At 40.1% G+C, this 23,645-nt stretch carries 16 protein-coding genes; 5 read left to right on the top strand and 11 right to left on the bottom strand.

What is annotated here, in order from left to right; genetic code table 11:
* The first annotated feature begins 3 nt into the window (after positions 1-3).
* The 4 genes from QF042_RS02585 (at position 4) to QF042_RS02570 (ending at position 5,364) form a co-directional block, all read left to right on the top strand.
* Positions 4-1,845, top strand: coding sequence for a RagB/SusD family nutrient uptake outer membrane protein (locus QF042_RS02585; RefSeq protein ID WP_307525062.1), 1,842 nt, complete (start codon positions 4-6; stop codon positions 1,843-1,845).
* 18 nt (positions 1,846-1,863) lie between these two features.
* Entirely contained in the window at positions 1,864-3,513 is a 1,650-nt protein-coding gene (locus QF042_RS02580; RefSeq protein WP_307525060.1) for a DUF4957 domain-containing protein, read from the top strand.
* Between the two features lie 73 nt (positions 3,514-3,586).
* The gene (locus QF042_RS02575; RefSeq protein WP_307525058.1) at positions 3,587-4,609 is read left to right on the top strand and encodes a pectinesterase family protein; all 1,023 of its coding nucleotides are present in this window, start codon (positions 3,587-3,589) and stop codon (positions 4,607-4,609) included.
* 14 nt (positions 4,610-4,623) lie between these two features.
* A complete protein-coding gene (locus tag QF042_RS02570) occupies positions 4,624-5,364 on the top strand; it encodes a rhamnogalacturonan acetylesterase (RefSeq protein WP_307525057.1) in 741 nt (246 codons plus the stop codon).
* A 301-nt stretch (positions 5,365-5,665) separates the two neighbouring features.
* Here the strand turns inward: QF042_RS02570 and QF042_RS02565 are convergent, their stop codons facing one another.
* The 11 genes from QF042_RS02565 to QF042_RS02515 form a co-directional block, all read right to left on the bottom strand.
* Positions 5,666-7,291: an NADP-dependent glyceraldehyde-3-phosphate dehydrogenase gene (locus tag QF042_RS02565; RefSeq protein ID WP_307525055.1), complete on the bottom strand. Its 1,626-nt coding sequence runs from the start codon at positions 7,289-7,291 to the stop codon at positions 5,666-5,668.
* Between the two features lie 115 nt (positions 7,292-7,406).
* Positions 7,407-8,846, bottom strand: a complete 1,440-nt coding sequence (locus QF042_RS02560) for an MFS transporter (protein ID WP_307525053.1) — start codon at positions 8,844-8,846, stop codon at positions 7,407-7,409.
* 21 nt (positions 8,847-8,867) lie between these two features.
* Entirely contained in the window at positions 8,868-9,530 is a 663-nt protein-coding gene (locus tag QF042_RS02555; RefSeq protein ID WP_307525051.1) for a bifunctional 4-hydroxy-2-oxoglutarate aldolase/2-dehydro-3-deoxy-phosphogluconate aldolase, read from the bottom strand.
* Positions 9,523-10,578, bottom strand: coding sequence for a sugar kinase (locus QF042_RS02550; protein WP_307525049.1), 1,056 nt, complete (start codon positions 10,576-10,578; stop codon positions 9,523-9,525). Before QF042_RS02550 ends, QF042_RS02555 begins: the two co-directional genes overlap by 8 nt.
* 114 nt (positions 10,579-10,692) lie before the next feature.
* Complete coding sequence (gene uxaC, locus QF042_RS02545) at positions 10,693-12,093, bottom strand: glucuronate isomerase (protein WP_307525047.1); 1,401 nt, start codon at positions 12,091-12,093, stop codon at positions 10,693-10,695.
* Positions 12,094-12,323: 230 nt separating this feature from the next.
* Positions 12,324-13,970: a UxaA family hydrolase gene (locus tag QF042_RS02540; protein WP_307525045.1), complete on the bottom strand. Its 1,647-nt coding sequence runs from the start codon at positions 13,968-13,970 to the stop codon at positions 12,324-12,326.
* A 1-nt stretch (position 13,971) separates the two neighbouring features.
* The gene (locus QF042_RS02535; protein WP_307525042.1) at positions 13,972-15,483 is read right to left on the bottom strand and encodes a tagaturonate reductase; all 1,512 of its coding nucleotides are present in this window, start codon (positions 15,481-15,483) and stop codon (positions 13,972-13,974) included.
* Positions 15,484-15,507: 24 nt separating this feature from the next.
* Positions 15,508-16,518: a pectate lyase gene (gene pelA / locus QF042_RS02530; protein ID WP_307525040.1), complete on the bottom strand. Its 1,011-nt coding sequence runs from the start codon at positions 16,516-16,518 to the stop codon at positions 15,508-15,510.
* A gap of 399 nt (positions 16,519-16,917) precedes the next feature.
* The gene (locus QF042_RS02525; RefSeq protein ID WP_307525038.1) at positions 16,918-18,849 is read right to left on the bottom strand and encodes a glycoside hydrolase family 88 protein; all 1,932 of its coding nucleotides are present in this window, start codon (positions 18,847-18,849) and stop codon (positions 16,918-16,920) included.
* A 5-nt stretch (positions 18,850-18,854) separates the two neighbouring features.
* Positions 18,855-20,528, bottom strand: a complete 1,674-nt coding sequence (locus tag QF042_RS02520; RefSeq protein WP_307525036.1) for a glycoside hydrolase family 28 protein — start codon at positions 20,526-20,528, stop codon at positions 18,855-18,857.
* A gap of 159 nt (positions 20,529-20,687) precedes the next feature.
* Positions 20,688-21,644 (bottom strand): pectinesterase family protein, encoded by a 957-nt coding sequence (locus tag QF042_RS02515; RefSeq protein ID WP_307525034.1) that lies wholly within the window; start codon positions 21,642-21,644, stop codon positions 20,688-20,690.
* Positions 21,645-22,004: 360 nt separating this feature from the next.
* On the opposite strand from QF042_RS02515, the gene QF042_RS02510 reads away from it, so the two are divergent.
* Positions 22,005-23,645 carry a glycoside hydrolase 43 family protein gene (locus QF042_RS02510; RefSeq protein WP_307525033.1) on the top strand — a complete coding sequence of 547 codons (1,641 nt, stop codon included), beginning with the start codon at positions 22,005-22,007 and terminating at the stop codon, positions 23,643-23,645.

Genomic DNA, 23,645 nt, shown 5'->3' with positions numbered 1-23,645 from the left:
ATCATGAACAAAGCATATTTAAAATATAAATTATTGGTGGTGATGCTAGGGCTAATGGCATTTACCTCATGTAAAAAATACCTTGATGTAACTTCTCCATCTACTACATCACCAGAATCAGCATTTGGAAGCACTTCAAATACCAATGCAGTATTGATTGGTATCTACAATAAATTATCTGGCGATAACGGGTATGGAAATCGGTTATCTGCACTTTTCCCTCAGATGGCAGATGATTTCAGAACATCTGGAAACTATACCAACGGATCTGACCGCAGGGGGATCAGCATGTATGCAGCAACACCCGATAATTCAGATTTATACAATCCATGGCTTCAATTATACAGTGGTATCTCCAGAGCAAATTATGCCATCAAATACATTCCACTTTCGGCATTATATACGGGTGGGTCGGACGCAGAAAAGGCAGAGATGAAACGTTATTATGGTGAAGCATTAGCGCTTAGGGCCCAATTTTATTCGGAGTTGTTGCGCAATTGGGGTGATGTTCCAGCTTATTTTGATGCACCAACCGATGTGGAGGATGTTTACATCCCTAATGTTAACCGCGATGAAACGTATGATCGTATAATTGCTGATTTAAAAACTGCTGAAGATTTAGTGCCCTGGAGAAGTGAGTTTCCGACCTATGGCGATTTTCGCTTTACAAAAGGAGCAATTAAAGGATTGAGAGCAAGAATTGCCTTAGCAAGAGGTGGTTATTCTTTCCGCAGCAAAGAAAGCGCAATGGTACGCAGGGCAGATTACCTGGATTTTTATAAAATAGCTAAAGATGAATGTTTGGATATTATGAACCACAGAGGAGACCATAACCTAAACCCAGTTTTCGAAAATGTTTTTAAAACCTTACATACCACTACCCGTTATGATGATGCACATGAATTGATGTTTGAAGTAGGCGCATTTGGCACAAACGCTTCTACTGATAGTAAAATTGGTTATTATGACGGTTTGGTTTTCGCCGCTGGTTCATCTTATGCTTCGCAGCAAGCAGGTGGCGGTGTAAACGCTATTCCCACCTATTTTTACGAATTCGATCAAACTAAAGATTGCCGCAGAGATGTAACCATTGGTTCTTACCAAATAAATGCATCTTCATTAAAAATCCCCGTTATTCCTACCTCACAAACTAATTCTAAATTCCGTAAATCGTGGACAGCTTTTAACAATGCAAGTACCTCACAAAATTTCTCTATAAATTGGCCAATTCTACGCTTTGCAGATATTTTATTGATGTATGCAGAAGCTGATAACGAAATCAATGGAGCGCCATCAGCTACAGCAATATCGGCACTGCAGGAAGTCCAAAAACGTGCTTTTGTTGGCTTTGAAGGTCAAATACCAGCAACACCAACGGATAAAAATGGCTTTTTCAATGCTATTGTTAAAGAACGTTTATTAGAATTCGGTGGCGAGGGCATCCGTAAATATGATTTAATCAGATGGAATCTTTTACAAACAAAGCTCGAAGAAACAAGAACTAAACTCAGGTTGTTTATGACTAATAGCGGGGCTTTTGCCAGTGTACCAAAAACAGTTTATTACATTGCATCTGCTTACAACTTATCTCCTAGTGTTACAGAGGTGGCGACCATTAACTTTTTCGGTGGTCCTGCAAATACAACATTATTTCAACCCACAACAGCACCTTCAACACCAACTGGTTATACATCTTTAGCATGGTCTACCAATATTACTGAAGATGTGATCACGAGTGCAGCGAAAGGTGTTGCTCCAGGTTATATTCCGGCAAAATCGTTATTTCCATTTCCCGCGACGGCAATCATTCAGGATCCAAAAATTACTCAGAATTTTAGTTATTAATCGCCCCAGGTATTAATCATGAAAAAATATATAAGCAAATCAGGCATTAAAATGATTTTCCTTTTAGGAACAATTGTTTTGATATCAGCGTGTAAAAAAGATGTCGATCAACCAACTGATGTTGCACGTTCTTTTAAGCCGAGTGATGTTAAAATAAGCGCTTCGGCAACTTCGGCAAAGCTAACATGGACCGCGCCTTTAATGTCGACAGGGAAAGCACTAAAATACAGCATCGATTTTTCTACGGATTCACTCTTCTCCAATGTGAAATATTCCACCACATCTGATACCACCGGTGTTTCGGTAACGGAAGACAATTTATCTGTTAGGACGAAATATTTTGCAAGGATAAAAGCCAATGCAACTGAAACACAGCCAGAATCTAAATACCTGGTAAGCTCATCGTTTCAGTTGACAGGAATTCAATTGTTTTTACCGGTGAGAGATTCAGAAATAAAAGAAACCGGAATTACTTTACGTTATACCCCAACAGTGGGTTTAACTTCAATCGTTTTAACACCTGCAACAGGAACGGCAATAACGGCTACACTGAGTCCTACCGATGCAGCTGCCGGACTAAAAGCCATTACTGGTTTAACCGCTGGAATTAAATATACTGCTGAATTATTCGCGGGCACAAAAAGCAAGGGAATAAGCACTTTTACTACGCAATTGCCAACAACATACTCTATTAAGATTTCTCCATCTGATGATCTGGCTGCTACCATTACTGCAGCTGCAAATGGTGCAGTAATTGGTTTAAATCCGGGCACATACAATTTAACTGCCGCCGTTACATTTATTACCCAGAAAACGATCACGCTAAAATCGACTTCTGGCAATGCAACAGATACAAAAATCAACTATAAAGAATTCGATTTGGAAGGCACTGGAGCTGGTTTAACTTTATCAGGATTGGAACTTGATGGTACAATAGGAGCTTCGCCTTATTTCATCAACCTGATCGGCTCGCAAGCCAATGTTGCTGCAGCCGCAACTTTTACCAACATTTTAATTGATAACTGTATTGCACATGGTTCTACTACGGCATTTTTACGTGGAGACCGTGGTGCAGCCATCAAAGATTTTAAAATTACAGCAATCACCGTTAATAATTCTATTGTTTATGATATGGGCAATAACGGAACTTCAACATACTACACTTTTAACATCACAAAATTGCAGTTCAACACACTTACCGTATCCAAGTCTACACTCTACAACTGCGGGCCAGGCCTGGTGCTTTCTTCAACCCCTTTTGTGGGTGATCAAACACCAACCGTGTTAATCAGCTATTCTACTATTAATGCATTTGGTGGAAGCAGTAAATACGCCCTGCTAGATGCCGCTACCAATCCGATCAATTTCAGCATCCAGAACAGCATTTTGGCCAATACCCCAAAATCCGGAACGGTTAATGCAGCAGCCATAAGGGGTACTGGGGCAGGAAGTTCCATCACCATTTCGAATACCAATTATTTTAATCTGAACAGTGCGTTAACTTCTGGTACTGCGCTAACATTTGGTCCGGCAACTTTAAGCGTAACACAGCAGCAAAACTTGGGCTGGACACCCACTACAACAGACTTCACTTTACCAGTGGGATCAACATTGAGGACTTCAAGTACAACCGGAACAGCAATCGGCGATCCTAGATGGGCTTTATAATTTATTTAAGGAAGGGCAGGTTTTAATCTGCCCTTTTTTTATGAACTTTATGCTGCAGAATTAATTCATCAAAATGACAAAAATTTCCTATTTTAAGCTGATCACACTACTTTTTATAAGCACCTTTTCCCTTCTTTACACCCACGCTCAAGACCCCAAATACCCATCGCTTATAACCGTTGCACAGGATGGCAGTGGCAATTACAAAACCATCCAGGAGGCAGTAAATTCGGTGCGTGATTTAGGCGAAAAAGAAGTTAAAATTCATGTTAAAAACGGCATATATAAAGAAAAACTAATTATTCCCTCGTGGAAGATTAAGATTTCGATTATTGGAGAAAACACCGAAAATACCATTATTACATGTGGTGATTATTCGGGGAAGCCAAACCCGATGGGTAAAGATGCTTTTGGCAATGCTAAATTCAGCACTTATACCTCATTCACTGTATTGGTTCAGGGCAATGATATCCATCTCGAAAATTTAAGTATTATCAATTCATCTGGAAGAGTTGGGCAGGCTGTTGCATTACATGTAGAAGGCGATCGTTTTATAGCAAAAAACTGCAGATTTTTGGGCAACCAGGATACGCTTTATGCTGCGACCGAAAATAGCCGTCAATATTATCAGGATTGCTATATCGAAGGCACAACCGATTTTATTTTCGGCAAGGCAATCGTAGTGTTTCAAAATTGTACCATCAAAAGTTTAAGCGATTCTTATATCACCGCAGCCTCAACTTCGGCACAACAAAAATTCGGATTTGTTTTTCTAAATTGTAAACTTATTGCAGATTCAGCTGTAGCAAAAGTTTATCTCGGCAGACCATGGAGGCCTTATGCAAAAACGGTATTTATTGCCTGTGATCTGGGAAAACATATTTTGCCTGAAGGCTGGAATCCATGGAAAGGTGATCTCATGTTCCCAAATAAGGAACTGACCGCTTTTTACGCGGAATATAAAAATAAGGGCGATGGCGCGTCACCTAAAACGAGATTGCCCTGGGCAAAGCAATTAACCGATAAAGAGGCCAAAAACTATACTTTAAAAAATATACTAGGTGTAACGGATCAATGGAATCCGTTACATTTATAGATCAAATAGAAAATATGAAAACGAATTTCTTTAAAATTTTAGCTGCCGGAACTTTAGCTGTTTTACTATCTTTTACCTTCATCCAAAAGAAAACTAAACTATATATCATTGGAGATTCTACCGCCGCCAACAAGGAAGAAAAGGCCTATCCCGAAACGGGCTGGGGAATGGCACTACAATCTTATTTTAAAACCGATGTTACGGTTGATAACCAGGCCTTAAATGGCAGGAGCACAAAATCGTTCAGGGCCGAAAAACGCTGGGACCCGATATTGGCACAGTTAAATCCTGGTGATTATGTTTTTATCGAATTTGGACATAATGATGAGAAAGTTGATAAACCAACTGTTGGTGTTTCGTTAGCCGATTTCAAAATCAACCTGGTTAATTATGTAAAAGAAACCAGAAGCAAAAAAGCTTTCCCTGTTTTACTCACGCCAATTTCACGCAGAAGTTTTAAAAATGGGGTTTTGCTCGATTCTCATGGCGATTATCCACGAATTACCCGTCAGGTTGCCGATTCGTTAAATGTTCCTTTGATTGATATGCTGGTGAAAACGGAAAGTCTGTTAAACCGCCTGGGCGAAGAACCTTCTATCAAATTATTCAATTACGTTGATTCAGGAAATGTAAACTATCCAAATGGCAAGAAAGACAATACACACTTAAGTCCGGAAGGTGCCAAACAAGTTGCAGGTTTAGTGGTGAAGGGCATTAAGGAGTTGAAGTTAAGTTTGGTGAAGAGTTTGAAGTAAAATAGAGTTGCGATCGTCCTCGTTTGAAACGAGGATGCATGAGAAAGGCGATTGTATCGCCGATAAGTAAGTACATTAGCCCGCATTACAAATGCGGATCTCCCTAATCCTCGTTACAAACGAGGACTATAAATTATTACTCCTATCACGTCCACTTGACCTGTATTGAAAGTGGGAGATCTGCCAGATATAGATTTCTCGACTGTGTTGCACTCCGCTCGAAATGACGGCCAGTGTATAAAAACAAAAAAGCCGCAAATTCATAGAACTTTGATCTGCGGCTTAGTTTTATAAACTAATCTTAAAAAATATACTTCGTACTTAAAAAGTTCGAATCATCTCCTTTAACAATTTCGTTCAATAACTTTTTATTATTGTCTGTAAATTTGGTGGCTACCAATGAACGGATCGAGAACGAACGCAATGCATCCACTACAGAAAGGGTTCCTTCAGCACTGTCTTTGCGGCCGGTAAAAGGGAAAGCATCCGGTCCACGCTGGCATTGACAGTTGATATTTACACGGCTCACCTGGTTAACCAAAGGATCGATTAATGAAGAAATTACCGCAGCATTATTGCTAAAAATACTCACCTGCTGGCCATGTGGCGAACCGATTAAATATTCGATAGGCTCTTCCAGGTCATCAAATGGAACAACCGGAACTATCGGACCAAACTGCTCTTCGCGGTATAGTTTCATATTACTGTTTACCGGATACATAATGGCTGGGTAAACGAAAGTTTCCAGGGTTTGTCCACCATTTTTATTGATCACTTTAGCGCCGTGCGAAACAGCATCATCAATACATTCCTTTAAGTATTCAGGTTTGTTCAGCTCAGGCAGCGGTGTAAGGTTTACACCTTTTTCCCAGGGCATACCAAATTTCAGTTTTTCTACTTCTGCAGATAAACGTTTTAAAAATTCCTGCGCCAAACTGCGGTGAACATAAACGATTTTAATGGCTGTACAACGTTGTCCGTTAAAAGAAAGCGAACCCAAAACGGTTTCAGAAACCGCCAGATCAAGATCTGCATCTTTAGTGATGATAGCCGCATTTTTAGCATCCAGACCTAAAATTGCCCTTAAACGGTTTACTTTAGGATGCAGTTTTTTAAGTTCATTGGCTACCTTACTTGAGCCAATTAAGGTAAGTACATTAATTTTTCCCGATTTCATTAAGCCAGGAACAATGGTATTACCACGACCATAAATCGTATTTACAACACCCTTAGGAAAACTAGAACGGAAAGCTTCTAATAAAGGGTAGTGCAATAAAGTACCGTGTTTAGGTGGTTTGAATAAAAGCGTATTGCCCATAATCAAAGCTGGAATAAGTGTAGTAAAAGTCTCGTTTAACGGATAGTTAAACGGCCCCATACAAAGTACCACTCCCAAAGGAGAACGACGCACCTGAGCCACAATACCCTGCTCTATTTCGAAACGTGACGATTGTCTGTCGATATCTTTCAACGCATCGATAGTGGCATAAATATATTCAACCGTACGGTCGAATTCTTTAACCGAATCGGCATAAGATTTACCGATTTCCCACATAATCAATTTCGCAACGATTTCCTTTTGCTCAATCATTTTATGGGTGAAGTTTTCTACGCAGCTAATCCGATCAGCAACGCTCATGGTTGGCCACTGCCCTCTACCATTGTCATAAGCGGCTACGGCTGCATCTAAAGCTTCTGTTGACTCTTTCTCCGTGCAAACAGGGAAACTACCAATACGCTTTCGTTTTAAACCTTCAGGGGTTTTTATGCATACAGGAGAAAACACTTCATTAAATGGTCCATTCCATGGTTTCATCTCTCCATTTGAAAGAAACTCTTTTTGATTGATTTCTTCCTTGAGCCTAAATTCATCTGGAATCTGGCTCTCTTCAACGAAAATGCTTTCGAGGTTTAGCGATGTACTCAATTTGGGTTGTTTGTTAGGGTTAAATTAATGTTAAGTCTATAGTTTAAGTATAGATTTATTGTTGTAAAAAAGCTGAAGATCAGGATTAGTTTACCCCTAAGCCTCAGCTTATAAATTATTTTAGTTCGATAACTTTATATTTTGGCACTAAGGTTTTCATTACCGTCCAGCCGATGAGGTAACATACCGCGCAGATAGAGAAGATAATAAAATAACCTGCTTCCTCACCTTTAAAGCCCATAAAAACGATCTCGTTTTTGCCTGTATAATCAAACAATAAACCAGAGCCTTTATTGATAATGAAAGAGCCTAATCCGCCTGCCATACCACCAATACCCGTAATGGTAGCAATAGCCTTTTTAGGGAACATATCGCCAACGGTTGAAAATATATTTGCTGACCATGCCTGGTGCGCCGCACCTGCAATACCGATAATGATTACAGGAATCCAATAGGTAATGTGCCCAAGAGGTTGTGCGGCTAACGCTAAAAGTGGAAAAAATGCAAAGATCAACATCGCCCTCATTCTACCTTCATACGGATTCATGCCCTTTTTTTCAACGAAATAGGTTGGTAACCATCCACCAATTATAGACAGTAAGGTAATCATGTAGAGTACAAATAACGGAAGGGCACTTTGAGTAGAATCCATTCCATAAACCGATTTTAAATAGGCAGGTGTCCAGAATAAAAAGAACCACCACACCCCATCTGTCATAAATTTACCGAAAGCAAAAGCCCAGGTTTGTTTATATTTAAAACAGTCGATAAACGAAACCTTTTCTTTGGTCTCTTCTACATAATCAGCTAATTTACGATCATTAATCACATCCTGCTGAATATAAGCCAATTCTTCAGGACTAACTCTTTTATGCAACTCGGGTTTGTTATACACAAATACCCATAATCCCATCCATACAAAACCCAGTGCACCGATAATGATGAACGACATTTCCCATCCATAAGCTTTTGCAATAAAAGGGATGGTAATCGGTGCCGCTAATGCACCTACAGTAGCGCCTGCATTGAAAATACTGGTTGCAAATGCCCTGTCTTTTTTAGGGAAATATTCGGCGGTAGCTTTAATCGCAGCCGGAAAATTTCCTGCCTCTCCAACAGCCAATACAAAACGCGCAAAAATAAACAAGGTAACACTTACCGAAACCACAAGTCCGGTGTCGTTAACGCGGGCAATTATTTCTTTAGCACCCTCAAATCCTACAAACCAGTTTCCATTGATGATCCCGGCAGTTGCAATACCACAAAAAGCATGTAAACAGGCCCCAATAGACCAAACGCCTATTGCCCATAAAAAGCCTTTTTTGGTATCTAGTTTATCAACCAAACGACCTGCAAAAAGCATCGAGATGGCATAGAAAATAGAGAACAGGGCTGTAATATTTCCATAATCATTATTATCCCAGTGGAATTCAGGTTTAATAAAATCTGTCCAGGTTAAAGAAAGTACCTGTCTATCTAAATAATTTATGGTCGTAGCTAGAAATAACAGCAAACATATGGTCCATCTGTATTTGCTTGTTTTGGGTTGGTTCATTTGGTTAGGTGTGTTAAATTTTTATTTGCTTTGCTGAATGAGGTCAAGCGCTAATTTTGTATTGTCGAATAACTCTTCATAAAGACCTTTACTCATCACGTCTTTACTGATTAATTTGCTGCCCATACCCACGGCACAAACGCCTGATTTAAACCAGGTTTTTAAATTGTCGGCATTGATCTCTACACCACCAGTTGGCATAAATAGCTGTCCTGCGAAAAGATCTTTAATTGATGAAATAAATTCAGGGCCTAAAATATTGGCAGGGAAAATTTTAATCAACATGGCTTTGTGCTCTTGAGCAACACTGATTTCGGTCGGCGTCATACAACCAGGGATCCAGAGCATACCGATTTTGTTGGCAATTTCGGCAACTGCCGGATTTATGATTGGTGCTACAATAAAATCTGTTCCTGCTTCGATAAAAGCGTGTGCATCTGCCGGGGTTTTGATGGTTCCGATACCCAGATAAAGATCTGGCATTTCGGCATCGCGGATTTCTTTTAACTTTTTAAAGTTTGGCAAGGCCGATTTACCACGGTTAGTATATTCGAAAACACGAACACCGGCTTTATACAAGGTGCGTAATATTTCTACGCTACCCGATTCGCTGTCCTGGTAAAAAAGGGGTAACATGCCCTGCTCTAAAATGGCATCTAAAATTTTGTGCTTGTTGCTAATCATTGCGTATTATTCTTTTTTCTATATCGGCTACAGTACTGGTTGTAGCATCGCTTGGAATATATAATTTATCATATGCTGCTGCAGTGGCAAAGTTTAAGGTTTCTTTGGCCGATAATTGGTTGTAAAAACCATAAATCAGGCCGGCCATAAAACAATCGCCGCTGCCTACTTTATCTAAAATTTCATCTGAAACATATTCTTCAGAAACGGTTAGTTCATCAGCGGTGTAAATAGCGGTGTAATATCTGATGCCTTTACCATGATCAAACCTGAATGTATTGGCAACCGCCTTACACGCCGGAAACAAACTTAATATTTCTTTAGAAGTATCAGTTGCCTGTTGCAGTAACGTTTCCTTTGCATAACCTTCAGTTGGCGTTAAATCTTCGTGAAGTGCAGTGCCCAACATTTTATTGGCCGCCCAAACATTGCCCATAATCAACGTGCAATACTGAGCCAGTTCAGGTAAAACATCAATCGGATCTTTACCATATTTCCACAGTTTGGCACGATAGTTTAAATCAAGTGAAATGGTGATGTTTTTTGCCCTCGCTACTTTTAAAGCTTCCAGGCAAACATCAGCAATAGATTGATTGATTGCCGGACATATGGCGCTAAAATGAAACCAGCTAACACCTTCAAAAACCTCATCCCAGTTAATCTGACCAACCTTTAAATCGGCATAGGCCGAATTTGCCCGATCGTAAATTACGCCTGCATTTTTAAGGTCTTTCCCTTTTGGAAGATAATATAAACCCAAACGTTCGCCATGGTAAACCATCGGTGAAGTATCGATATTTCGGGCATCAAGGTAATCTACAATCTCCCTGGTTACCGAATTATCTGGCACTGCCGATAAATAGGCCGAGGGTACGTTCCAAAGTGCAAGTGCAGTAGCTACATTCAGCTCCGCACCGCCCACATAAAATGGAAGTTTGTTTTCTTTTAGCCATTGGCCATCCATGTCCGGACAGATGCGTAAAAGTATTTCACCAAAGCTTAAAACTTTTTCTCCTTTTTTTGATGAAGTGAATATTTCGGTGCTCATTTTTGTATCTAATCGGCGTATTTCATGCTGTTTTCTGCAGCGGGATGAAAATAGAAGGAAAACGATTGAAATGATTTAATTCGAACGAAATACCTTCTTAAAGCCTGATTTTGGTTAAAATTTAAAGTAATTTTTTGCGTTAAAGTACGAAATATCCTGCACAATTTTGCCAACCCACTCCAAGTCGTTCGGCAATTCGCCATTCTCAATGTCTTCTCCAAACAGGTTACAAACAATTCTTCTGAAATATTCGTGACGAGGGAAAGAAAGAAAACTGCGTGAATCGGTAAGCATACCTACCAGGCGGCTTAAAAGCCCCATGTTCGATAGTGCATTTAATTGTTTGATCATCCCATCTTTTTGATCTAAGAACCACCAGGCCGAACCGAATTGCACCTTACCCGCGACAGAACCGTCGTTAAAGTTTCCAATCATGGTTGCAATTAATTCGTTATCGGCAGGATTAAGGTTATAGATAATGGTCTTGGCCAGTTTATCCTGATTATCTAAGCGGTTTAAGAATTTAGAAAGCATTCTGGCCTGACTAAAATCGCCGATCGAATCCCAACCCGTATCTGGGCCTAACTGTCTTAACATCCGGGCATTGTTATTACGCAATGCACCTAAATGATATTGTTGTACCCAACCTTTTTCATGGTCCCATTCTGCGAAATAAACCAGCATAGCCGATTTAAATTTCAGGTTTTCCTCGTAAGAAATATTTTGTTTACTGCGGATTTTATCAAAAATTGATGAAATTTCGGCTTCGGTATAATCTTCAGCATAAATCTGCTCTAAGCCATGATCAGAAACCGAACAGCCATTTGCAGCAAAGTAATCGTGACGACTTTTTAAAGCATCGATGTAATCCTGAAAGCTGCTAATGGTTTTATCAACAACGCTTTCTAATTTGTCGATATATTCGTTTAAACCTTCAATATCATCGCTATTCATCGCTTTATCCGGACGAAAGGCCGGCAACATTTTAAGGTTAGCACCTTCTCTTGCCAATTGCTGGTGAAAGTTTAAACTATCCAAAGGATCATCGGTAGTACAAACGGCTTCAACATTCATTTTAGCTAACAAACCACGCACAGAATATTCTGGCGTTTGCAGTTTTGCTGAGCATTCATCATAAATTTTCTGAGCCGTTTTACCCGAAAGCAGATCGTTTATACCGAAATAACGCTGAAGTTCCAAATGTGTCCAGTGGTAGAGCGGGTTGCGTAAGGTATAAGGAACGGTTTCTGCCCATTTCTCAAATTTCTCATAATCAGATCCCACACCGGTGATGTATTTTTCATCAACACCATTGGCACGCATGGCTCTCCATTTGTAATGATCGCCGGCAAGCCAAACCTGGCTGATATTGGCAAACTGCGTGTTATTGGCAATCTGCTCTGGAATAAGGTGATTATGGTAATCGATAATTGGCAATGATTTTGCAAAATTGTGATAAAGCTTTTCAGCAGTTTTACTTTGCAAAAGAAAATTTTCGTCTAAAAAAGGTTTCATTCTATGTGATTTGAGACATTAGATAATCGATTTGAGATGATCAAACCGCTTATCTATTAATTTTTTTATTTATGTAATCTATATCCCCTGTCTGTGCCCTCACAGACCGGAATTAAGTTTTTATTGGGTTTCTATTAGTGGTCTGTGGAGACACAGACCACCGCGATTAGACCACGGAATCTGGCTTTGCACCCAAGACTCACGACTCCAGACTTATGACTCCAGACTCACTAAAGACTAACTCCCCTTTTCCATGGAATAAAATCATCCTGATTAAGCAATACCGCTTTAGGAATTACTTCGCCACTGGCAGCTTTAATGCAATATTCCAGGATATCTTCTCCCATTTGTTCAATGGTTTTTTCGCCTTCGATTACCGGCCCACAGTTGATATCGATAATATCGCCCATACGTTTGGTTAATGCATTATTGGTTGAAACCTTAATGGTTGGGCAAACCGGATTTCCGGTAGGCGTACCTAAACCTGTAGTAAACAAAATTAGGGTTGCTCCAGAGGCTGCTTTTCCTGTAGTGGCCTCAACATCATTTCCGGGAGTACAAACTAAGTTTAATCCTGGTTTTGTAGCAGGCTCGGTATAATCTAAAACATCCTCTACTGGCGATGTTCCACCTTTTTTGGCTGCTCCGGTACTCTTAATGGCATCGGTAATCAAACCATCTTTTATATTTCCCGGCGATGGATTCATGAAAAACCCAGAGCCTACATTTTCTGCCGCTTGATTATAAGCAGTCATCAACTGGATGAATTTACGGGCAGCAGTTTCATCTTTTGTACGGTCGATTAACTGTTGTTCAGCGCCGCAAAGTTCAGGGAATTCGGCAAGCAGCACAGTACCCCCTAAAGCTACCAATAAATCGGAAGTATAACCTACTGCCGGATTTGCACTGATTCCGCTAAAACCATCGCTTCCACCACATTTCACCCCTAAAACCAGTTTGCTTAACGGTGCAGGCTGACGTTCTATTTTATTAATTTCTGTTAAACCGATAAAGGTTTTTCTGATGGCCTCTTTAACCAATTGTTCTTCGCTCTGCGATTGCTGCTGCTCAAAAATGAACAAAGGTTTATCAAAGTTCGGACTGCGGTGTTTTAAATCGTCCATAAAATCTTTAACTTGTAGGTTCTGACAACCTAAGCTCAACACCGTAACACCGGCAACATTAGGATGATCGGCATACGCAGCTAATAATTTACTTAACACAGCAGCATCCTGACGGGTACCGCCGCAACCACCCTGGTGATTTAAGAATTTAATGCCATCTACATTTTTAAAAACACGGTTGGCCGATGGATTCGCCTGTCCGATAGAATCTGGATCAGCCTCAGCTAAAATTTCACCGTTTTTATACGCCTCAACCAATTGGTGGGCGTAAGATTTGTATTTATCGGTTACCGCATAACCCAGTTCGTTGTGTAAAGCCTCACGGATGACATCAAGATTGCGGTTTTCGCAGAAAACAGTCGGAATAAATAACCAATAATTTGCAGTACCCACGCGGCCATCACTACGGATATAACCGTTAAAGGTCCGGCCTTCAAATTTAGAAACATCAGGTGCATGCCATTCGTAATGATACGGGCGGAACTCATATGGATCTGAAGCATGTTTAGTGTTTTCAGTATCCATTAAACCACCTTTTAGGATGAAATGCTGCGCTTTCCCCACCAGTACACCGTACATAATAATGTGATCGCCTGCATTCATATCCTGCATAAAAAACTTATGCTTGGCCTGGATATCATCCTGTAAAATATATTCGTGCCCATCGTAAATAACGGTTTCGCCTTTGGCCAGATTTTGCAGGGCAACAAGTACGTTATCGTTAGGATGGATTTTTAAAATTCTAGTAACCATTTTAAATTGTTCTTTCTGAATGCAAGTTACTTAAAGTTTCTTTTGCACCTTTATTTTGTAATAAATCAACGTAAGATTTTACGGCCGCGTTAAAGCCCGGGTAATTATTAAGGTTTTTATCCCAAAGGCGTCTGTCGCCAAGGGTATTATCGATTACCGTTTCAGGGTTTTTCCAGTACTCGTATAAAATTTCTGCAAATTCATCCTGTACCGGATAGGTTTTTCCGTTCGCGCTGGCCGTGTAAGTATCGCCATCTTTGTTCACATTCATGAAAAGAATATAAGCTGCTACACCTAAAGCGGTAAGTTGAGGAACTTCATTTTTTAAAGCGTAATACCTTCTGATGAGCGGCATATTACGCAGTTGCATTTTTGAGGTGAAGTTTAGCGTTATAGCCTGCCACTGGTGTTCTAATGATGGATTGCTAAAACGGTCGATTACGCTTTCAGCAAAGGCAATCGCTTCATCATAGGTAATATCTTCATTAACTACAACAGGTGCAATTTCATCTTTCATCAGTTTTAATACATTGGCTGAGAAATCTTGATTCGCCATCGCTTCTTTTACCGTATTAAAACCTGCTAAGATTGCTAATCCACAACTGATGGTATGGGTACCGTTAAGCAAACGAAGTTTTAACTCTTTAAATTTATCGATAGATGGGACAATAACAACACCTTTATCAGCCTTTGCAAATGATAAAATTTCTTTAACCTTTTCACTCGCTGATTCAATCGCCCAAAGCCTGAAAGGCTCGGCCATGATCATCAATTCATCTTCATAACCCAGTGCGCTTTCAATAGCTTTTTGCTCTGTTTCCGGAAGTTTTCCCGGCACAATCCGATCTACCAAAGTTTTACAAAAATGGTTGGCTGTTTTTAACCAGTTTTCGAAATCCCAGCCCAGCTTATTCTGGATAGCAAGATCCAATAATATTTCTTTCAGTTTATCAGCATTGTCGCTAATTAACTCTGTTGGTACAATCACCATTCCGCTTTCGGCCGAACCATTAAAGGCTTTATATCTTTCGTGCAAGAATGCCAGTAATTTTCCCGGGTAAGATTGTGGTGGATTATCGGTTATTTTATCTTCACTGTTAACAATCCCAACTTCGGTGGTATTTGAAATTACAACCTGCATTTCTGACTGGTGGGCAGCTTTTAAAATTTCTGCCCAATCTTGCGACGCTGATAATACACGGCTGATTGAAGCGTTAATTGAATTTTCCTCAACCTGAACACCATCTTCGATACCTTTTACACAAAGCGTGTATAAATTATCCTGTTTCGAAAATGCATCAGCACCACCTTTTGAAGTAGATTTAACCACTAAAACACGACCATTAAAAATTCCTTTCTGGTTGGCTTTACCAATAAAATAATCAGGTAAACCACGTAGTAAAACCCCTGTCCCAAACTGGATTACTTTTTCTGGTAATGCTAAAATTTCTGCGCTTGGTTTAGTAACCTTGTCGCCGTTAATGTTTTTTAAATTTTCTTTGTTTAAAATCATAATCTTACGATTTTTATTTTTTAGTTATTTCCCCTTTGTGCTTAACCACTTCGGGTATTCTTTTTCAATTAATTTTTGCCCCCAGTTACCATACCAGGCATAACCATTTCGTCGCTCGGGACTTAACTCTTCTAATTTTGTTTTAATCGTATTGTCGCGATCTCCAAAAATCGGAGTGTTTTTATCCATATCGTAAAAGCGGGCCCAGGTCATACTGGTGTTATCAGCAACCAAAGCTGAAATATTTTTGTTCCGATCGAAACGGTAGCCAGCAATTTTGTAGGTATCAAACCATTTCACTGCTGCTGCAATTGCATTTTTTACTTCTGGTGATGGGTTTTTAAGCCTCATCAGGAAACGGACAATACCTGCCGATTCACTTGTGCTTAACGAAGCGGGCTCAAATGCTCTTGCTTTTGCAGGTAACAGCGAGTCTTTATCGTATTGCGCAGCCCAGATGGTTAAAGTTCCATGCTGTTTTACCTGCGTTTTGATAATGCAATCGATACCTTTTGCAATGGCTTTCTCTGCTTTTTTGATGTAGGCCGGATTCACGACCTCAAAATCATTTTTCTGTGTAACAATATCCTGTAAAATATTAAGCACATTAATCATTGCATCATCATTGTAAGTAATTTCCGAACGGTACAAAGTTTTATCAGGATAATATTGAGGCCAGCCACCATTGGCATATTGAGCAGATAAAATATAATCTAATCCTTTTTCAGCTGCCGTTAAATAAGCCTTATTCTGTGTTTTTTTATACGCTTGAACGAGGTATACCACCTCTCTGCTGGTGGCCTTGTTATCAAATGTGGCATGCAGATCTTTGGTGGCTTTTATCCTGGCTAAAAGCTCTGGCGTTAGGGTTGCACCATAATTAACCACACTTTTATCTTCCAACTGCTTCGGCCAACCGCCATTACCCAATTGGTAAACGAGCATTTTATCTGCCGTAGAATCGGCAGGCTGCTGCGCATAACAGGATAGCATTAAGCTCGTACAGATCAGGGTTAACCATATTTTTATTTTCATCTTGTTTTTCTTTGTTTGCCACGGAAGCACGGATTACACGGAAAACTTTTCTTATCCATGATCTGTGTCCACACAGACCATTAATTTTTCATTTCCTTGTCCATGCGCCATGGTTCGTGCCCCCACAAACCATTTAGGCTTTTTTCCGTGCCTCCGGGTTTCCGTGGCTAATGTTTAATCTATCTGTAATCCATGGTCTGTGTCCCCACAGACCATTAGCTATTTTTTGTGTCTCTGCGTTTGGTGGCCAATATTAATTATCTGTGTTCATCCTTTTCATCTGTGGTTAACTTCTATTTTTTACCATGCGCCATGGTTTGTGTCCCCACGAACCATTTAGGCTTTTTCCCGTGCCTCCGGGTTTCCGTGGCTAATATTTAATCTATCTGTGGTTAAATCCTACTTTTTCCCCGGAACCTGTTTAATCAACCAGTTTACCAGATCGTTCGTTGCTTTAAAGTTTTCAAATTCAGCGGGCAATTTCCTGCCATCGATATATTCATTATAAAACCACGGGTCACCTACCGCGAAAACAGTTCCCTTGCCATATTTTGCCGTTGCAATAAGCACATCACCACTATCTGTTAAGGCTGAAACCGCAGGGCTTTTTGCTACTATAGTCGAAATTTCCTTGATATAAACTTTCCTGGCCGTTTTAAAAATTGAATTACCAGTCGGGATTTTTACCGCGCCCTGCTCAAAATTTGAACCCTGAACCTTATTGCGACTATCCTCGTTAAAATGGATGCCGAAAGTTTCTGGCAGCACGTTGAATTTTGAAATTTCGCAATTACCGGCATCATTTAACAACAGCACTAATACACCTCCAGCTTTAACCCAATCACTAACCTGTTTGGCATGTTCGGCATTCATAAAGTTTGGATTCGCCGTTTCTTTCTCCGTATCAGGATCAACAATAATGTAAATATTACTTCCTTTTAAGTTTGATGCTGTTGGTGCTGTTTTAAGCGTAGCGGTTTTAACCCCCGCATCGTTAAATACTTTACCGAATAATGAAAATCCATTATTGTCATCTTCCCCCCAAACATAATGGAAAGGGATTTTATCTCCGGTAGGGCCATTCATGTACTCGTTGTTGAAGAAATTATCCACGGTAACGGTTAAACCTTTGCCTGGTTTTGCTAAGGCATCAATCTCCATCTCAGCAGCCGCACAAATAAATGAACCTACACCTTTTGGATCATTGGTGATTACTTTTTCGCTGATATAGTAGTCGAAACTTCCGTCGCGATATTTAGGTTTTCCGCCAAGGCCTGATACCGAAACGGTTTTGGTCAGGTTTATTCTTTCAACTCCCGCTTGTTCAACAAATTCTTTCTTTAAACCCGCGTAACCTTTATTAGCAGCAGCCATAAATGATGGCGACAACCAGCCTTTACGCACCCCTTTGGCCAAACCATATACAAACATGCTCGATGCCGAGCTTTCCAGGTAATTTCCTTTTCTGATCGGCATATCTAAAATATCAAACCAAACCCCTGATTTTGGATCCTGGTATTTTACTGCCGCGGTGGCCGTACGGTTTAAAATGGCAATTAATTCTTTCCGCTGCGGGTGATTGGCAGGAAAATTATCCAGCACATCTACCAAGGCCATAATATACCAGCCCATAGCCCTGGCCCAGAAATTTGGAGAACGACCTGTTTTTTTATCGGCCCATTGCTCTGTTCTACTTTCATCATAACCGTGATAAAGCAATCCTGTTTTAGCATCGCGGGCATTTTTCTCCATCAGGATAAACTGTTTGGCTATATCGTCGAAAGCTGCATCTTTTTTCATCAGCTTAGCATATTCCGCGTAAAAAGGCTCGCCCATATACAATCCATCCAACCACATCTGATTTGGATAAATCTTCTTGTGCCAAAACCCACCTTCTTTGGTACGCGGTTGTTTTTGAAGCTGATCATATAATTTAGTTGCCGCTAGCAGGTATTTCTGTTGCCCGGTAACCTTGTACAAAAGCAATAACGAACGACCGTTTTTGATGTTATCGATGTTAAAGTCATCTGGTTTATAGGTGGTGATATTCCCTTCCTTATCCAAATAAGCATCCATTGAACTCTGGATGTACTTAAAATATTTCCCATCGCCAGTATTCCGCCAAACTGCTGCTGCACCTTCCAGCACCACGCCCATGTCGTATGTCCATTTAGGGCCTTTGGCGCCTTTTAATAGCGTGGTGTCCTGAAACAGTTTTTCCATCGCAGTTAAGGTTAACTGTTCTGATAATTTCTTTTGAGCAAATCCACTTAGCGATAAAATAGAAAATCCGATAAGGGCTGCTACTGTATATAAAATTGATCTCTTCATGTTTGTTATTTTGAAATTTCCAGTGCTTTTTTATCTACTTCGGTACCTAAAAGTGAAGTCATTTTGGCTTTAGAAACATCTGTTCCACTAATTTTTACACCTTTTGTTTTTTCTCCGGTCACATCAAATAAAACTTTGCTGTTATCAGGATATTTTAAGTTGCTGATATTGATGTTCGAACTGTTCTGGATCATTACAACCGGACTGGTATCTTCGGTAATGATGTTTATGTTTTTAAGAAAAATTCCTGCGGCCTCTATAATTTCAATCCCTTTTTTCGCTTTTATGGTTACGTTTTCCAGGTGGATATCTTTGATGTTCATTTCTGGTAAACCCCTAAAAAATATTGCTTTTTCAGCACCGTTGGCAACCACATCTTTAATATAAAAGTTTCTGAACTGAGGGGTAGCTTCGGTTACAGGAACCATTACGGTTTTAATGGCTTCACGTTTTTCGCCTGCTAAAGGAACCGGATCAACCGCAGCATAATACATATCAAACAGAATCGCTTCACCAGGAATATCAATCATGTTGATGTTATTGATGTAAATATTTTCGACTACACCACCACGGCCACGGGTAGTTTTAAAGCGCAGTCCAATATCAGTACCAATAAAAGAGCAGTCGTACACCCAGATATTTTTCGCACCACCACTCATTTCGCTACCGATTACGAAACCGCCATGCGCATGGTAAACTACATTATTCCGAACAATTACATTTTCTGTAGGCACACCACGTTTACGGCCAGCTTCATCCCTTCCTGATTTAATGCAGATTCCATCGTCACCCACATCGAAAGTGCTGCCTTCAATCAATACGTTTTTGCACGATTCTACATCAACACCATCACCATTTTGTGCAAACCAGGGGTTTTTTACCTGTAAGTTTCTTAAGGTCAAATCCTCACAAAGTAAAGGGTGTAAATTCCATGCTGGTGAATTTTGAAAGGTAACGCCTTCTAAAAGAATTTTTTTACAACCCGTTAACACCAACAAATTCGGACGAAGAAAATCTTTGATATCTTCATAATCTGCTGCTGTTTTACCCGCCTCAATTACGCCTGCATTTTTAGTATTCGAACCTTTAACGGTTTTCTCTGATGGATACCACATTTTCCCATCAGCCCTCACTACGCCTCCAGAGGCTACCAAAGTTTTCCACTGTGTTTCGGTGAGTTTATCTTTTTTAACCATGCGCCAGGCGCCACCGTTTCCATCAATAATTCCGGTTCCGGTAATGGCTATATTTTCGAGATTAACACCCGAAATTGGACTTTGATTTCTCCACGCGGGTTGGCCTTCCCAATTTCCCTGCACCAATTTATATTGGTTAAAATCGTCGGTAAACTGAAGAATAGCATCGCGTTTTAAATGTAGGTTTACGTTGCTTTTTAACTCGATAGGGCCAGATAACCAAAGGCCCGAAGGAATTAAAACAACACCACCACCTTTTTGACTCACGCTGGCAATGGTTTTATTAATGCTTTGGGTATTTAAGGTAATCCCATCGCCTTTTGCCCCGAAGCTAACAATGCTCGTGGTATCTTTTTTAAATTTAACCTGCTGAATAACGGGTAAGGTTTGCTTTTGTTGCGCGATAGCAGAACTTGCAGAAGATAAAATTAAGCATGCCAGAGCTATCTTAATACGGCATAAACGACCAGAAATATGTTTCATTATTTGCGCTGTTAAATTATACTTGGTTATTGTAATAACAAGTGTACGTTGTTTGCACTTAAAACAGAAGAGAAATCTATGCAATCGTTACCGGAAAATAAAGCAAAAAAGCACCTTATTTAAGGTGATTATGTGTTGTTTATCAGATACTTGCATGACTTATTTAGTCTCCGGATTCCACCCACGGAAAACGTTTTCCAAAATGTAACTTTTATACGCTTCTTCTGTTAATTGGTGCGACCAGTTTACCCTGTTTTTTGGATCGGCTCCTTTTCCAGTACTTTTATATTCAGCGTAATAGGCAGTTTTCTCGTTACTTTCTTTGCCCCAGTTGTTCCAACCCTCGGGGCGAATTAAATCCGGAAGTTCGCAGTTGAGGTAGGCAACTTTTGCATAAGGCCTCCAGGGGCGGCCCAGATAGAAACTATTGGCTGGTGCATCTCCCTTGATTTTGCATTTGTTTAATACATAACCAAATTTTGTGGTATCGGCGGTTGAAGCAGCAGTGATATAACCAGCTTTCTTACAGAAAATGGTGCAGCTTTCGAACCAGGCTGTCGAAGCCCCAAAGATAAAGTCGACTGTTCCTTCGATGTAGCAGTTTTTATAATATTGACGGTTGTTTCCTCCATAGGTATAAAGTGTATCCTGAAAGCCTAAAAACCTGCAATTGGTAAAAATTAATTTATCACCCCCGGCCCAAACCGCAACGGCCTGACCCACCGGGCCTGATGAATTTTCGAAAGTAATGTTCTCAGCAGAAAAGCCTTCGCCATAAATATAAAAGCTGGAGGAACCAGAAGTACCTTTTTCTTCGCCAAAAGCATTTTTCTTCTGGGCATAATCATCATAGGTTAAAATGGTTTCGTTTAAACTCTCGCCGATAAACCTTACATTCTTTTTAGAAGCGGCCAATATCAGTTTTTCTTTATAAATGCCTTTTTTGATAAAGATTACAGTTGTTTTGTTCCTGAAATCGGGCACCGCGTGTATCGCTTCCTGTACGGTTTTAAAGTTTCCGCTTCCATCGGCAGCCACAATAAAATCGGGTTTAACATCAAAGGCATTTGCAACGAATGAAATCACTACGAGAAAGAACAGGATGATTGTTTTCATATCAATTCGGTTAGGCTTAAATTAAAATCGGCCACGTAAAAGTATAAACTTTGTAACGCAGCCGTGTTTTAAAATATATGATAAACAATTTTAAACATTAATATTCATCAGAAAGAAGTTTTTTAAAGATTAAACATTGCAAACGATGTCGGGAACGATTGCACAATAACAACTTGCCTGAAAATAAAAAAAGCCTTAACCTTGTTAGTAGGCTAATTTGATAAAATACATGCATTGTCATTCCCAACCTGATTGGGAATCTTAATGCCAATCACAAGCCGCATTAAGATTCACGCTGCGCGGGAATGACGTAACGCTAAATAAATAACTGACCAAATATTAAAAAAACATCATTGTAAAATGAAATATCTATTTAGTTCAATCCTTGTTTTAAGCCTTAACATACATACGTTTGCACAACTCGCTCCAAAAAGTGGGTATGTATCCAAGGTTTGGGTTTCAGACCTAGGTAATGGAAACTATAAAAACCCGGTGATCAACGCCGATTATTCTGATCCCGATGCCATCCGTGTAGGAGATGATTTTTATATGATTGCTTCCAGTTTCGACGCCATACCTGGATTACCGATTCTGCATTCGAAAGATCTGGTGAACTGGAAAATAATTGGTCATGCTTTAAAACGTCAGCCTCCATTCGATCATTTCGAAAAAACACAACATGGCAATGGCGTTTGGGCACCTTCCATCCGTTATCGAAATGGCGAATTTTATATTTATTATCCAGATCCTGACTTTGGCATTTATTTAACCAAAGCAAAAACCATAACAGGAGAGTGGTCTGCACCAAAACTGGTTGCCGCAGGTAAAGGATTGATTGATCCTTGCCCATTTTGGGATGAAGACGGCAAAGCCTACCTGGCTTATGCCTATGCGGGGAGCCGTGCAGGGATAAAAAGTGTATTAGCCATTATGCCATTAACCAACGACGGAGCGCAAGCTACAGAAACTGGTAGAATTGTTTACGATGGACATGAGCTCGACCCAACCATTGAAGGTCCAAAATTTTATAAACGCAACGGCTTTTACTATTTATTTGCGCCAGCTGGAGGTGTTTCTACAGGCTGGCAATTAATTTTGAGAAGTAAGAATATTTATGGCCCATATGAAAGGAAAGTAGCAATGGATCAAGGAAAATCTTCAGTAAATGGTCCTCATCAAGGTGCCTGGGTAAATACGCAAACAGGTGAAGACTGGTTCCTTCATTTTCAGGACAAAGATGCTTATGGTCGCGTGCTTCATTTACAGCCCATGAAATGGATCAATAACTGGCCTGTTATCGGTATTGATGCTGACGGCGACGGCAAAGGTGAGCCCGTTATCCCCTATAAAAAGCCGAATGTAGGTAAGGTTTATCCGATCGAAACTCCGGTGGAGAGTGATGAGTTCGACACGCCAAAATTAGGCTTGCAATGGCAATGGCAGGCCAATCCGCAACCAACCTGGTTATTTACTGATGCCGGTAAGGGCTTACTAAAATTATACACTTCGAAAATTCCTGAGGAAGCTAAAAACCTTTGGGATGTTCCGAATCTGCTGATGCAGAAATTTCCTGCCGATGAATTTATGGTAACAACCAAACTCTTGTTTAAACCTAATCCAAAATTAGAAAATGAAAAAACGGGTTTGGTGGTAATGGGGAGAAGTTATGCACAGATTAGCATTCAAAGTAAAAAAGACGGATTATACCTCATGTACGGTGTTTGCCAAAGTGCCGACAAGGGGAAAGCCGAAAATGAAAAGGAAATTACCAAACTAAAATCGAGCTTGGTATATTTCAGGGTTAAAGTTACTGCTGGTGCAAAATGCCAGTTTAGTTACAGTGAAGATGGAACTCGATTTACTCATGTGGGAGATGAGTTTCAGGCAACAGCAGGACAATGGATCGGCGCAAAAATGGGAATCTTTGCTATTCGGGATAGCCAAACCAATGATTCAGGAATTGCCGAATATGATTGGTTCCGTGTACAAGCATTAAAATAA

The sequence above is a fragment of the Pedobacter sp. W3I1 genome (assembly GCF_030816015.1).
Classification (GTDB): domain Bacteria; phylum Bacteroidota; class Bacteroidia; order Sphingobacteriales; family Sphingobacteriaceae; genus Pedobacter.
Note: the sequence above shows the minus strand (reverse complement) of the source record. Positions and strands in the feature narration are given on the sequence as shown.

What these genes read in the sequence shown, in the direction of transcription:
- QF042_RS02560 (WP_307525053.1), bottom strand. Translation starts at nt 8,846, where the DNA reads ATGAACCAACCCAAAACAAGCAAATACAGATGGACCATATGTTTGCTG.
- pelA (WP_307525040.1), bottom strand. Translation starts at nt 16,518, where the DNA reads ATGAAAATAAAAATATGGTTAACCCTGATCTGTACGAGCTTAATGCTA.
- QF042_RS02585 (WP_307525062.1), top strand. Translation starts at nt 4, where the DNA reads ATGAACAAAGCATATTTAAAATATAAATTATTGGTGGTGATGCTAGGG.
- uxaC (WP_307525047.1), bottom strand. Translation starts at nt 12,093, where the DNA reads ATGAAACCTTTTTTAGACGAAAATTTTCTTTTGCAAAGTAAAACTGCT.
- QF042_RS02580 (WP_307525060.1), top strand. Translation starts at nt 1,864, where the DNA reads ATGAAAAAATATATAAGCAAATCAGGCATTAAAATGATTTTCCTTTTA.
- QF042_RS02550 (WP_307525049.1), bottom strand. Translation starts at nt 10,578, where the DNA reads ATGAGCACCGAAATATTCACTTCATCAAAAAAAGGAGAAAAAGTTTTA.
- QF042_RS02515 (WP_307525034.1), bottom strand. Translation starts at nt 21,644, where the DNA reads ATGAAAACAATCATCCTGTTCTTTCTCGTAGTGATTTCATTCGTTGCA.
- QF042_RS02535 (WP_307525042.1), bottom strand. Translation starts at nt 15,483, where the DNA reads ATGATTTTAAACAAAGAAAATTTAAAAAACATTAACGGCGACAAGGTT.
- QF042_RS02520 (WP_307525036.1), bottom strand. Translation starts at nt 20,528, where the DNA reads ATGAAACATATTTCTGGTCGTTTATGCCGTATTAAGATAGCTCTGGCA.
- QF042_RS02575 (WP_307525058.1), top strand. Translation starts at nt 3,587, where the DNA reads ATGACAAAAATTTCCTATTTTAAGCTGATCACACTACTTTTTATAAGC.
- QF042_RS02540 (WP_307525045.1), bottom strand. Translation starts at nt 13,970, where the DNA reads ATGGTTACTAGAATTTTAAAAATCCATCCTAACGATAACGTACTTGTT.
- QF042_RS02555 (WP_307525051.1), bottom strand. Translation starts at nt 9,530, where the DNA reads ATGATTAGCAACAAGCACAAAATTTTAGATGCCATTTTAGAGCAGGGC.
- QF042_RS02570 (WP_307525057.1), top strand. Translation starts at nt 4,624, where the DNA reads ATGAAAACGAATTTCTTTAAAATTTTAGCTGCCGGAACTTTAGCTGTT.
- QF042_RS02510 (WP_307525033.1), top strand. Translation starts at nt 22,005, where the DNA reads ATGAAATATCTATTTAGTTCAATCCTTGTTTTAAGCCTTAACATACAT.
- QF042_RS02525 (WP_307525038.1), bottom strand. Translation starts at nt 18,849, where the DNA reads ATGAAGAGATCAATTTTATATACAGTAGCAGCCCTTATCGGATTTTCT.